This window comes from Virgibacillus pantothenticus, from assembly GCF_018075365.1.
GTDB classification, from domain to species: Bacteria; Bacillota; Bacilli; order Bacillales; family Amphibacillaceae; genus Virgibacillus; species Virgibacillus pantothenticus.
Map to the genome: position 1 here is coordinate 460,810 of NZ_CP073011.1, position 13,538 is coordinate 474,347.

Annotated in this window: 9 protein-coding genes; 8 read left to right on the forward strand and 1 reads right to left on the reverse strand. The window is 29.4% G+C overall.

What is annotated here, in order from left to right:
* Nucleotides 1-202 precede the first annotated feature (202 nt).
* From KBP50_RS02265 to KBP50_RS02300, 8 genes are all read left to right on the forward strand, one after another.
* Entirely contained in the window at nucleotides 203-640 is a 438-nt protein-coding gene (locus KBP50_RS02265; protein WP_050349792.1) for an RNA polymerase sigma factor, read from the forward strand.
* Nucleotides 624-878, forward strand: a complete 255-nt coding sequence (locus tag KBP50_RS02270; protein ID WP_050349793.1) for a helix-turn-helix domain-containing protein — start codon at nucleotides 624-626, stop codon at nucleotides 876-878. Before KBP50_RS02265 ends, KBP50_RS02270 begins: the two co-directional genes overlap by 17 nt.
* A gap of 364 nt (nucleotides 879-1,242) precedes the next feature.
* Complete coding sequence (locus KBP50_RS02275) at nucleotides 1,243-1,404, forward strand: SHOCT domain-containing protein (protein ID WP_050349794.1); 162 nt, start codon at nucleotides 1,243-1,245, stop codon at nucleotides 1,402-1,404.
* A gap of 77 nt (nucleotides 1,405-1,481) precedes the next feature.
* On the forward strand, nucleotides 1,482-3,119 hold the full coding sequence (locus tag KBP50_RS02280; protein WP_050349795.1) for a hypothetical protein: 1,638 nt from the start codon (nucleotides 1,482-1,484) through the stop codon (nucleotides 3,117-3,119).
* Nucleotides 3,103-4,050, forward strand: a complete 948-nt coding sequence (locus KBP50_RS02285) for a coiled-coil domain-containing protein (protein ID WP_210967611.1) — start codon at nucleotides 3,103-3,105, stop codon at nucleotides 4,048-4,050. Before KBP50_RS02280 ends, KBP50_RS02285 begins: the two co-directional genes overlap by 17 nt.
* A 704-nt stretch (nucleotides 4,051-4,754) precedes the next feature.
* Nucleotides 4,755-5,759 carry an ABC-three component system protein gene (locus KBP50_RS02290; RefSeq protein WP_128743244.1) on the forward strand — a complete coding sequence of 335 codons (1,005 nt, stop codon included), beginning with the start codon at nucleotides 4,755-4,757 and terminating at the stop codon, nucleotides 5,757-5,759.
* Nucleotides 5,743-5,970: an ABC-three component system middle component 6 gene (locus tag KBP50_RS02295; protein WP_050349798.1), complete on the forward strand. Its 228-nt coding sequence runs from the start codon at nucleotides 5,743-5,745 to the stop codon at nucleotides 5,968-5,970. Before KBP50_RS02290 ends, KBP50_RS02295 begins: the two co-directional genes overlap by 17 nt.
* Nucleotides 5,961-7,682, forward strand: a complete 1,722-nt coding sequence (locus KBP50_RS02300; protein ID WP_050349799.1) for a DUF2326 domain-containing protein — start codon at nucleotides 5,961-5,963, stop codon at nucleotides 7,680-7,682. The genes KBP50_RS02295 and KBP50_RS02300 overlap by 10 nt, the downstream gene beginning before the upstream one ends.
* 551 nt (nucleotides 7,683-8,233) lie before the next feature.
* Here KBP50_RS02300 and KBP50_RS02305 read toward each other — a convergent pair.
* Nucleotides 8,234-13,273 (reverse strand): sacsin N-terminal ATP-binding-like domain-containing protein, encoded by a 5,040-nt coding sequence (locus KBP50_RS02305; protein ID WP_050349800.1) that lies wholly within the window; start codon nucleotides 13,271-13,273, stop codon nucleotides 8,234-8,236.
* Nucleotides 13,274-13,538: the final 265 nt, after the last annotated feature.

Here is a 13,538-nt window from a genome sequence, read left to right on the forward strand (position 1 = left end):
TTTTTGAAATAGAATTTTCCATTTAATAATATGTATAAATTTTTACTCCCACCTGGCTTATGTTCAGTTGGGCTTTTTTGTATTTAATGAATATTTTTTAAAATATTGCTCTTATTTTTGGCATTTCATAAAAAATCTTGTTGAAGGTTATGAAAGGGGAAATCATCACCCACCTTTGCAGTTGCGAAGGGAGAGGAAATGCATGATAGAACCAGATCGTACCGTGTGGCAAGTTCGCTGTGCATTTAATGCTTTTTGTAAACGTGTATTGAAGAATGAAGCAATCAATATTTTCAACGAAAGACAACAACGACAAGCAAAGGAGATGACATTTTCTGATCTCACACCACAAGAAGAAAATCAACTCTATACCTTAGATCAGCAATATGAAGGAGAAGAAGGACAAAGTTTTCAAGTGGTTGGAAAGAAAATAACTCCGAAATTACTCGCTGAAGCGTTGCGTACTTTGCCAATAGAAAAGCGTAAGACAGTCCTACTATACTATTTTTTTGATAAATCAGATGTAGAAATAGCCGAACTACTAGAGATTCCTCGTAGTACGGTTCAGTATAGACGGACAAGCTCTTTTAAAAGGTTAAAGCGATTTTTGGAGGAACATGCAGATGACTGGGATGATTGATGCTAACACAAAAGACAACGAATGTGGCTTATTACCGTATCCAATTATTTTAGCTGCAAATAAGGGTGATCCAGAAGCGATGAATTACGTTATTTTGCATTATGGAAGCTATATCGCAAGTTTGTCTATGCGTAAACTTTATGATGAGCGTGGTAATACGTATTGGGGCATTGATGTAGACACACATGATCGTTTACGTTCGAAGCTTATGCAGGGCATTTTAGCTTTCAAGATTTGATTACATGGTTAAGTTTTCCCTTTCACATATATTGTTCTTTGACAAAGAAAGCACGGAAGATAACGCCGTGCAGTATAGACCGAAAATCAGATACGTTCTACTGATGATGAGCCACTTGATTCATACGCCATGACTTTCGATAGAAACGAGCGATTATCTATGAGTCTAATGCAATCATGGTGGATTGCTGGCGATAACCCATCAGTATGGATAATGATACTCCTCTACCGTCATGGTTCGAGCGTTCGAAGCGTCGCAAGCTATGAGTAGGGCTGGAAGGAATACTTGCAGGGGTGAAATTCCCGTGGAGCTGTACCAACAGCCGTCTGATTTTTAATTGATTAATTATAAGGGGGCGTGTTTTTTGAAACAGAATTTGATTCCTTATAGTATGCAAATTGCTATGTTAAAACAACTGCTAACCCGTAAATTGATTACTGAGAAAGAATATTACATGGTTAAAAATAAATTAATGAAAGAATATGGTGTTATTTCTGATATTACAAGCTGGATTGTGTTCCAATGATGAAAGAACTGCTAAAGTAAATGAAATCGAATTTATGATATTATAGTGTAAACGGTTACTAAAGTGGGTGTATAAATATGCTAAAAATTGAAGAATATATTTCCATGCGAAAAAGAAAAGAGAAAATAAATGAATTCGATTTTACAAAACACTCGGATAATATGGGAGAAATTATTAAATTCGTCTCTGAGTATTTCAATGATTACTTGAATCCTGAAGATTATAATTATGAATTAATTAAGCTTCAACAGACTATTGAAAAATCGAAGAAAACATTAATAACTCAATTCCCAAAAACACATGAATTTATCGAAGAATATTATTTGAATAAGAAAAAAAGAGTAGATACTTTTATAAAGAAAGTTTGTGATGCTCAAAAGGATATTGATATTTGCTACAATGAAACTGAATTTTTAGGAATTGCAAAAGAGGTAGCAGATAGATTATCTGACAATGAACTTACCGATGATGATTTTAATAAAATTGTATTAGCTGTTAAAGAGTATTGGTATTACTATATGTCAAAACCGAATCGTTCGGAAATGAAGGGACTAGACAATAATATTGTAAAATGGGTAATGGATTCTTATAGAGAATATGGGGTTAACATAGCAAGTTATGCTTTTAATATTGCATGGAAATGGTCGGATAAGTATGTAGAGCATAAATATTCTAGGCAGTATGAAGAGCATTATTATATTAATAGTTATGATTACCGTTATCAAGACAACCCATTTGATATAGACGAGGAATATGAAAAACATCGGGATAAACCCTTTATGCATGGTAAGAGAGATTATTTTGAGATGTTGGTAATGTATAGTTGGCTTTTTGATATTTTAGAAGATACATCTTATTGGCCCGAATACGAAAAATTATGTGTAAAGACTAGAATGATGAATTTAAAAACACACCATCGAGTCTTGATACCAATAAGTAATGGAAATCAAAAATACCCTGAAGAAATACAAAGTGGAATAGAGTATATAGAATCAAAAAATGGATTAATAAAAAACAAAAGAAAAGATCAATATATAATTTCTATTTTAAATGAAAAAACTACAAATAATATATGGACAAATAATTCTATAAAAGATCAAGTAGTAAATAATATAAAAGAAACAGTTGGAAAATATGGGAAGCCAAAACTAATTGAATTTAGGACTCCATTTAAATCTCCTGTCTTTGGTATGAAAGAATTAATAAATAGGTATTCAGAGATTGAAAAGGATTTAAAAACGCTAGGGAAAATTTCTATTGCTATCAAAACCAATTCAATTAGAACAAGCAAAGAGCCGGTAGTTCATAATATGAATGATATCATGGAATTACATCATGCGATTGAAGAAATGAAACTAAAGTTAAAAATAATCATTGATCTTGTAGACACAAATAATCGTAATGTACTTAAAAAGCGAATGGAGGATTTAATTAATTCTCTCGCTGCAAAACCTAATAGTTTTATAGGATTTCATATAAATAAGATTGATGAATGGGGGAGAATATATGGCTTTACCGAACGTGGCTATAGGATTGATCGAAATTCCTATCCATCATATTCGGATTTTATGCTAGGTCTGTCTACAATATTGCAAGGTTCTACACCTAAACTTTTAATTCCTGAAAAAGTAAAATCGGAAGAAGAGTTGGAAAAACTTGTAGATGCTTTATATAAATGTGGATGTGAATTTGAAAGTGGTGTCAACAATGCCTAATAATCCGCAGAAATATGATCTTGATAATATAGATGATGAAAAGAAGTTTACTATTTGGGTAAGGTCGCTAAAATCAATTAAGTCTATCAATTTACATTCTTTAATTCTCGAACATGACAGGGTTGAAAAAAAGAGAGAAGAAAATAAGAAATATAGCTATATTGAGGAACTTCCATTTAGTTTGCAATTAGAAGAAAAGCAAAAAGTTAATTATGAGGATATTCCAAAACAGACCATTTTAAACCTACATGTTTCTCCTTCAAAAAGGAAGTTAGCATACACATTTATTAATAGGTTACTAAGAGGGGCTGAATTGTTAGGTGGCCAAATTTACATCGGGCATAAAGAGGATTATTATACTGAGCTACAATTACCGCATGTAAGTTGGAGAATATTATTGATTGAGCAGAAGATAAGAGGAAACACAGAAGGGATTATGCAACCAATATATAGAAAAAAACATTCGGGAATTTTACGGTTAGAATTAATTAATTTAGAAAATAAAAATAAATTAATCTATACAGATGAATCGGAATCCCTAGTTAACCAACTTGAAGCAATTTTTTTAGATTTAAGGAAAGAATATTTGCCGATACGAGATAAAAAGCGTGAGGAAAGAAGAAAAAATGAAGTAGAACAGGAATTAATAAGAGCTCGAAATGAAACTGAGGAACTTGCTAAAGAACAAGAAAAATTAAAAGCAAAGATTGATGAAAAAAGAAATATTCTCAAAGAAGAAGTATTTGAACATATAGAGTATTTGGAGAGAATCAAAATAGTAGAAAAATATCTTCAAGATATACAATCGATAACTTGTGATGACAAAGAAAACAAGGAAATTATACAAAACTACGTTGAGAAAGTTCAAAGGTTATATAATTTGAATAAATTTACTGAAATAATTGATTTGTGGAATTCAAAGTTTGATTAATACTTTTGAATGATTTTTTATGAAATAAGAAAATTTAAAGTCGCAACTTCAGCTGTTTGCTATTGACTGTAACGTCCAATTCTAATAACTTAAGGAGCGTAGGGACAGATGTGTAATGTATAACGGGTGAGAAACCTGTCCCTGTATGCTATAATAAAGAATTACAATAAAATTATAAAGGTATTTCTGCTTTCCTTTCAGTTAGTAAAGGAAAAATGGTTTGAACTATTAAAACGAAAGCTTAAAAATAAAAGCTACTATACATTAAAATTAAAAGTGGTTGCTTGGATAATTCTATTATAAATGTTAAATTATATATTAAATCTTTTATCCTGAGTCTAGTTAAGTATTTATTGGTGATTGTGAAAATCTTGGAGAAAAAATAGAAAAGCTAACTTAAAAAATAGTAGAGTAAAGCAACACATAATTTATATGAGTTGTTTTTTTACATTCAACTTACCAGAAATTTAGAGAGTAAGTGTACCTATGTTTCTTTTTACGGTAACGTTTTAATGCTAATATATACTCTCCACGCGCCAAACTGAATTCGTACATATAAGTTTTCCATAAATATTTTCACCTTCAATTTAATACTCAGTTTAAACTATACATTTCAATACAGAAAACTGTGGTAATAACGCTCACCTAAACTCACTCAACGACCAGTAATTTGATGTTTTTTAGTGTATAATAATGTTAAATAAATGATTGGAATGATATTTGTGATTAGAGAAACTTACTATAATTATATTGCGGAAAAAATGGAAATACTTGCTACTAGGATAAAAACCGGTGGAAAATTAAATTTATTGGGGTTAAATATTCATTCAGAAACGTTTTTTAGAGATCTTCTGAATCTAATTTACAGTTATTATTTAAAACCTGCAAATGTAGGTACAGCTAACTATGAAGCTATTGATCTTGTTGATTCAGATAATAAATTAGTTGTTCAAGTCACTGCCACGGCAACTACTACTAAAATTAATGATACGTTAAAAAAGGATAAGATTAAGGAACTTGCTGAATCCGAGTATAATTTAAAGTTTGTATTTATTTCAGACCATGCAGATAATTTAAGAAAAAAAACATACAATAATATACATAATATTAAGTTTGAACCTTCAATAGATATCATAGATAAAGTAAGTATTTTAGAAACAATTTTACAACTGGAAATAGGTCCGCTAGTGGATGTATATGATTTTACAAAAAAGGAATTTGGTGAAAATCCGAGTACCTCAAACCTTAATTCTAATCTTGTGTCAATTATCAATTATTTAGCTAGTGAGGACTTAAATGAAGTAAAACATGTAATTGAGTTAAATGATTATGGCATTGAAGAAAAAATCGAATATAACGAATTACTGGATATTAAAGAATCAACTTTTGATGAATATAAAATATATTATGGTACTCTTGATAGAATCTATCAAGAGTTTATTCGACAAGGAACAAATAAAACTGTATCAGTATTTAATAAAATTACTTCATTTTATGAAAAAGAAATTATTTCTAAGGATTTATCGAATATAGAGAAATTTTTTAACATAATCGGAAGAGTACAAGACTATGTTATAAATAGTGGCTATTTAAATAATATACCAGAAGAAGAAATTGAGATGTGCGTGAGAATAATTGTTGTTGATGCTTTTATTCGCTGTAAAATTTTTAAAAATCCGAGGGGGTATACTCATGTTGTTACTGAATGATATTAAACCAGATATGAGTATATACTATTATGCGTCTTTAATTATTAAAGAAATTAAGGAAAAAGAAAATTACGATATTGTGTCGCTCTATAAGAATGTAAAAGAAAAGTATCATATTTCATTAAAAATGTATTCTTATTGTTTAGATTGGCTATTTTTAATTGAAGCTGCAATTATTGACGAGAATGGGGAGGTGTCACTATGTACTTAAAGGAAATGACGATTGAAACAAGTGAAAAAGTCATTAGGAATATAGAGTTTCATATCGGTACAAACTTAATTGTTGATGAAACAAATAAATTAGAAACAACAGAAACAGGAAATAATATTGGTAAAACTACAGTTCTTGCTTTAATCGACTATTGTTTAGGGGGAGACCCAGATCAAATTTATAAAGATCCGGAAACCAAAAAAGAAATAGCTTTTGTCAAAAATTATTTAGTGGACAACAAAGTACTAATTACATTAACTTTAAAAAAAGACTTACTTAATGAAAATTCAAAAGAAATTATAATAAAACGCAATTTCCTACAGAGAAACCAAAAAATAATGTCAATTAATGGAGAAAACCTTCCCAAAAATCGTGGGAAAGATTTTGACGAAAAACTCAATAAACTAGTATTGGGTGAAAGAGAAGAAGAAAAACCAAGTTTCAGACAAATAATTGCACATAATATAAGATATAAAGATCAAAGAATAAATAATACTTTAAAAGTTTTGAATAACTTCACATCTAGTACTGAATATGAAACTCTTTATTTATTCATGTTTGGATTGCCTGTTTTAGATAGAACTACTCTTGTTAAGAAACTCAAAGTCGAGAAAGAGTTCAAAAATAAACTTGAAAAACAGCAATCTAAAACAGAATTAGAACTTCAATTAGACATTATCAAAGACAATATATCAAAATTAGAAAAGCAAAAAAACAATTTAAATATAAATGAAAAATATGAAGAAGAATTACAGGAGCTTAATAATCTTAAGTATAAGATAAGTAAGTTAAGCGCTAAAGTTAGTGAATTATCCTTAAGAAAAGAGTTACTAAAAGAAACAGAATTAGAATTGCAAAAGGATTTCTCTAATGTTGATTTTGAAGATTTACGTGAATTATATACAATCGCAAAAAAAAATATCGAAAATATTCAGGTAACTTTTGAGGAAATGGTTGAATACCATAATAATATGGTATTGGAAAAGATAAAATATATTACTCAAGATTTACCGGATTTGGAAATACAAATAGATAAGTATAACAAGGAATTGACAAAAGAACTGTATGCTGAACAAAAATTGACTAAGAAACTTTCTTCGAGTGATACTTTCGGTGATTTAGAGCGAATAATTTCTGAGTTAACTGAAAATCACAGGAAACTAGGAGAGCTCGAAGGAAATATTTCTAAAATTGAAGGAGCAGAACAAAATATTGAAAAAGTTGAAAAAGAAATTAAATTATTAGATGGGAATCGATTTACAGAAGATTTTCAAGAGGTGCTTAAAGCACAATTAAAAAAATTCAATCGTTTTTTTACAGATGTTTCAAAAGAACTTTATGGGGAAGAGTATGGTATCACATATCAAATAAAAGAAGAGCAAAAGTCCAAACAACAATACTACTCTTTTGAGAGCTTCAATCTAAATACCAGTTCAGGCAAAAAACAAGGAGAAATCTTGTGTTTCGACCTTGCGTATATATTATTTGCTAGAAGTGAGAACATTCCAAGTCTAGACTTTATTTTAAATGATAAAAAAGAATTAATGCATGGTAATCAACTTTTGAGAGTGAATAAATTTGCATGGGATAAAAATATTCAACTCGTTTTTTCAATTTTAAATGATAAAATACCTGAAGAGTTAAATGATGATAAACACATTGTACTAAGACTATCTGAAAGTGATAAACTCTTTAGAATCGAGAATGGCTAATTAACCTGATAAAGTTAATTTATAAATATAATGATAACTACTTTTATAGTGAATAGCCTTGTCATCAAATGTCCAGAAAATTACCGTAGATTGCTAAACTGTTTAGCGGTCAAAACCTTTTATATAATTAGTAGACACACATATTATATAAAAGGTTTTTTGTTTGTTTGGTTACCGATTTACTTTGGAATTGACCCATCATATTCAAATATGACAGCGATTAATCTCTCGTATGTTAGTATATATTTAAATGGTTTGGACACAATAGTGTACCATACAAAATTTTTATTTATAATAATAAAAAAGCACTAGTAAGATATTATTTCACATTAAGTTCATTGTCAATTTGATAATGGAATCAGCATCACACAATAAAGAGTGGCTGAAAACATTAAGATATATTTTAACGTTTTCAGATGTACTTTTATATGTTTCAAAAGGTATTAATTTAAAAACATTTGTAATAGTGTATTAGATTTTCACAGCTTTTACTAAAATAAGGAGATAAGTCCCCATTGTTTAACTAATTAAAGTAAACATAAATTGGATAATTACTTAGAATTTTCATGGTACTGTTTAGCTTCTACAATAACATTTATGTGACTTGAATCCAAAATTGTCTTAGGGTTTTGATTAAATCCAAGTTCTTGTTTGGTATAAGCTGATACTCTTTTAGAGAGATAGTCTTGTAGTGAAGCATCTGTAAGGTATTTTTTTTCATGGAGTGCTTCTAATACATCACCGTTTATTGCCTTAACTAAATGATAAGTCCATATTCCATTTTTTAATATATCACTTGAATAAGAACTTTCCCCAGGATGACAGGATAAAAACATTGCGTAATATGGAAATTCATGTGTTAAAAATATTATTTCTTCATCATTTATATCGGTGATATTATTTCTTTCATTTTCGTTTTGAAATATTTTTGCACAAGCATCTATAAAAACAAGAGCATTTTTACATTTAGACTTTAATAATGGATCAAGCAATAGTTTACGTAATGACACTGCTGTCTCAGTTATGTTATATGGATGCGTGTCATAAGTAGACAAATAATTTGTAATTCCATCATGGAAACCATGTCCAACATAATAGAAAATCAAACGATCTTGTTCAGTTAAAGAATAAAATAAAGATTTCAAATCATATTCTAAATTACTTTTTAATGCATTTTCATTTATAATCATATAAATATCACTTTCATTTACTGCCATTGATTCTATCAACATATTTTTAAATTTATTAGCATCATTACTGGCATATTTTACACTAGATATTTGATTTTCATTCCTAGGAGAATATTCTTCTATCGCAATAATAACTGCAATAGTTCTACTATAATTAGGAATACTTAATTGAGCTTTTTTACTTAAAGCATCTTCTAAAACACTATGTGTCCCTTTTCTTATATATTTTTGGCCTTCCAACAATACATCTTCGTCTGACTTCTCAGTTCTGATTACAAAAATAGATTTTTCTCCGTTTTTTACCCAGTCAAAAGTTACATTCGGTATTGGTGATAGTAAAGAAATCGCCCTTTTTGTAATTTCAACAACCTGAAAATCAGAACTAATTCCTACAATTTCATTTGAAGCAGGCGTAATTTCTTTAAGTCCAAAAATTATCGATCCTCCATTTGTATTTGCAAACGATGAAATAATTTTTGCTGTTTTATGTGGAACAAATGGTACAGCATTAAATTCTAACTCTACTGACTTAATTTCATTTTCTAAAGTTTCAAATTCAGATTCCGTAAAATTTAAGTTATTTAATGGTATTCTATTTATACCTGTTTTTTTAAACAATTGCCCTAGCGTTATTTGTTTCGGAGCGCTAATACCATCTTCACACCAAAGTTCAGCATCTACATAATCTAGAACGTCAAATTCTGAAGTATAATATATTAGCACTTGATTATTATCAGATGGTCTAGCTACTACAGTGATTTCATTTCCATTTTTGATTATCCCACCAATAATACTATCTGCGATTTTATAATAATTTGAACAATCGTATTCTGGTAACTCTCTTAGATGGTCCATTACATTACTAACAGATCTAGAAATAAGGCCTTCTACATATTTCAACCCATCATAGTCAGATTTTGATAAATGAAAGAATTCTGGAGGTATCTCTTTCTCGTTGACAGCAGTCTCAATATCCGCAAAAGAAGTTATTTTTTGTTTTTTTAAATTACTATCTCTTACATCAAGTATTTCTTCTGGAACCTCTAATTCTTCCTGTTCAAAATATTTTTGAACTTCATTTTTGGTAGTTCTAAGTAAAAAATCTAACTTTTTTTCATGTCCAACTAATTGGAAGTATCTACATAATATTTCCGACAAATTTAACAAAACACTATTAGCATCCCAAGGACTAGTTACATAAAGACTGGCTTCGGTAAAATGAGTATTTACACTTTTAATAAAGTTAATTCCCTTATAAGTAATTTTGAGGTTTTCGGACTGGTATATTTTTAGTTCTTCAATTTTATTTTCTAAATTACTTAAGCTAATGGTTGTATTATCATCATTATCTTCACTTGTAACCCATACTTTTAGATACGGAATAATAATACTCAGTTTACTTTTCAAGTCTACACACTTTCCCGTTTGAGTGTGAACCAGTTCGAACTTATTTTGTTTCAACAACTTTATCTTAAAATATGTCAATAATTTTTTAAGATTCGGACTCTTTCTATTCTCAGCACTTAAGTTTATAAAGTGATACTGTTCTTGAAAAATAGATTCATTACCATCTAAAAAGTATTTAAGTGAACTACATTCTGTGAATTCATTTTTTGTGTTCAGCAAGTGGTTAGTTTCAGACCATTTTTCAATTGTTTCAATATCGTCAGTATCCCAATTAACACATTTGTTTAATAATATAGAATAGATTGATTGGATTCTTTCATAATTATCACTCTTTATATTTCCATTTTTATCAGTATCTGTAGAGACTTTGCTTAATATAGCTAAATAATCCTCTATATTTAAATCGGTTTTAAAATTAAAAAAGGCTTTCCAATCTGGTGATAAGTCTGGTCCATTAAAGACAGATAAATAATCCCCAGAAATATCCTTAATTTCTCTTGTATTCAGAAATACATCGGAGGACTTTTCACATCTTTTTGAAAGGGTAGGAATACATTGTATATTTTTAATAAACCATGGAACATAATTTTCGACCTCGCTTCCAGTAGTTTGACCTGGTCTTCCATGGTGACCCCAATAAGCAATTGCTGGCATTTGCAATTCATCAGGAGTATGATTTTCAATAAAATCAGACCAAAATATAGATGCAAATTCTGGGTTATCTTCAGTATGATTAATATAGTTCATAGTGATTATGTTTTTATAAGAATCAGCTCTAAAAGTGCTTAGTAAAGGAGTAAACCTTTTATCGCTAGTTTCAAAATATCCAGATTTAATATCTACTTCGATTAATTGTGAGTTAGAATTTTTATTTGCATGGACTACTGTAGAGATTCCTTCTTGAACTCCAAGCATTTTAAAAAAACGTTTCCACTCATCTTTTTCCAAGGGGTCTGTAGAATAATCTTCGCTGACAAAGATATTGCTTCTTAATACTTTTTCACTTTTTAACCTTGGATTATAATAGTTTGAAAGGAAACAATCTATAGCAGGACATAAGCTACCACTTGAAGTAAGCAGTTTTAATCTTGTTAGTTGTTTGATTAGTTCTTCTTTTAAGTCCCCTTTCTTATATAAACTAAATAAATCTCTAATTGCCTGTATAGCATTCTCTTTTGTAATATAGACGTCGATATTAGGTATGATATTCTGAGTAATATAAGTGATATCTGTTTTCTCTTTTAACCCTAGACCTTCCAACCAAAGTCTACTATCAATGTCCTTAAGTAACCAAACCTGTAACTCTTCATGAACAAAGGATAATTCGTTGTTAGGGTTATTCCAATTATCATCATTTGCTGCAGGAAAACATACTTGGCTAGGATAGTTTATAAAGTTCTTATGGTCCCAAATAAACGGAAGATTTCTAAGTGAATTCTCAGAAATATAACTAACTTTCTCCGATGTACAAAGCTTTCTAAAATGTTTTATTAATTTAATATTTTTATCTAGTGTATGCGTATTGATAAAATTCTTAGAGGAAAGGAAAGCTTGTAAATCGTCCCATTCAAAACATGAAGCACCCAGTCTTTTAAAATCAGAAAAAAATTGATTGCTTTTAGCGAATTGTTTAGAGTGAGCTGATTCCTTCGTTTTGTTTTCTTCAACGAACTTTTTAATAGGCTCATCACCTATGAATTTTTTCTCCGACAGATATGTAAAATCTATTATTGTTTCATCGATTTTAAGCAGCTGTCCTTTTTTAGATATAACAAATGGAATATTCTTTAGTGCCTCAATAATTCCTTCGTTAAACTTTTTTCCCAATTCATCATTAAAAGTCTTTTCAGGAATTAATTGATATGCTTGAAATTGAAACTCGGTCTTAACTAATACTGAAATCCACTTAAAGATCTCAACAGCAATTGTTTTAAAAATCCACTGATTCCATTTTGAATCAGTATGAAGTGATTCACGATTAGCAGAAGTTAGGAAACTAGTATTAACTAGAACGGGTAAGGAATATTTAGTTTCATCAGTTGGTAAATATGAATAAAGAAGTTTTTCTTGTTGAGAAAGATTAGTAATACCATCCTTACCAACTTTTGCTGCTAAAGATAACTCTATAGATGTAGCATTAAGTAACTTCTCTGGAATATTTCTTTCATCTTGCAGTTCTTCTCTCACATCTTGAGGAACCGTTAGTTGTTGGGTATTTATCAACCACTCTGTTTTTGTCGAACTATCTCCTTTTTGTAGAGTAACTTTGTTCTTTCTTGTTCGGTCAATTTTTATAGTCTTTGATCCACCTATATCAAAATGGATTTCACAAATGTTTTTTAGAAATAAAAATAGATTTACATTTTGAGATAAATTTTGAATAGCCTGGCTTGTCTCATTTACATTCTTCAATTGGATAATAGTTGCAACGTTTGCGTTATTATTTCTAATGAATTGATTAATCGGTTCTGAAGTTTCCTTTATTTCGGTATATATGGGGATAATTTGCCAAGGAAACTGAAACTCCCTATCATTACTTTCTTCCCAATCAACCTTTGATTCTTTCCATTTCCATTCAAATGGGTAGGTTGCATCAAACTTAAAATACTCGTAATTAGTATATATAGTCACTTTATCAGATTGTCCAAATACTGATTTAAAGCCAATGCCTTTATACCCTGTTTTTGTTAAATCTGATTTTTTAGTGCCATTGTTTACATTACAAATACCTTGGAGATCACGCTTAGTAAAAGGTTTACCTGAGTGAGCAACTACTAAGTTATCATCAAAAATTTTTATCCATACTTTTACTACTTCACCATTCTGACAAGAATCATCTGCATTTTGCAAAAGCTCATAAATGAATCGATTTGAATCCGTATATAAATCACTTGATAATGCATTTAGTGAACTAGCTTGGTTAACTGCTTGACTAGGATTTATATAATTGGTGTTATCCATAAAAATTTTTTCAATCTGTTCTTTTAAACACATTTTAACATTCCTCCACTTCTATTGATTGTATATTCATTTATTGAATTTTATCTTAATAAAAGATTTATATCTTTTGTATAATTTCTCTTATGGCAGATACAAAATTTATCTTTTACTATAATAAGGATGTAATCGCTTGAAAATCATCTTTGATCTGAATATTGAATCGTTACTGAAATTAAAGAATAAATAAATTTACCAAAGTAATCGTATTGACTAACACTTACAATATGATTTTGTAGTTTATTGGCGAGATATATTATAA

Bases quoted from the DNA above. Each gene is read 5' to 3' on its own strand.
- KBP50_RS02265 (WP_050349792.1), top strand. From the start codon at position 203: ATGATAGAACCAGATCGTACCGTGTGGCAAGTTCGCTGTGCATTTAAT.
- KBP50_RS02270 (WP_050349793.1), top strand. From the start codon at position 624: ATGACTGGGATGATTGATGCTAACACAAAAGACAACGAATGTGGCTTA.
- KBP50_RS02280 (WP_050349795.1), top strand. From the start codon at position 1,482: ATGCTAAAAATTGAAGAATATATTTCCATGCGAAAAAGAAAAGAGAAA.
- KBP50_RS02290 (WP_128743244.1), top strand. From the start codon at position 4,755: ATGATTGGAATGATATTTGTGATTAGAGAAACTTACTATAATTATATT.
- KBP50_RS02295 (WP_050349798.1), top strand. From the start codon at position 5,743: ATGTTGTTACTGAATGATATTAAACCAGATATGAGTATATACTATTAT.
- KBP50_RS02300 (WP_050349799.1), top strand. From the start codon at position 5,961: ATGTACTTAAAGGAAATGACGATTGAAACAAGTGAAAAAGTCATTAGG.
- KBP50_RS02305 (WP_050349800.1), bottom strand. From the start codon at position 13,273: ATGTGTTTAAAAGAACAGATTGAAAAAATTTTTATGGATAACACCAAT.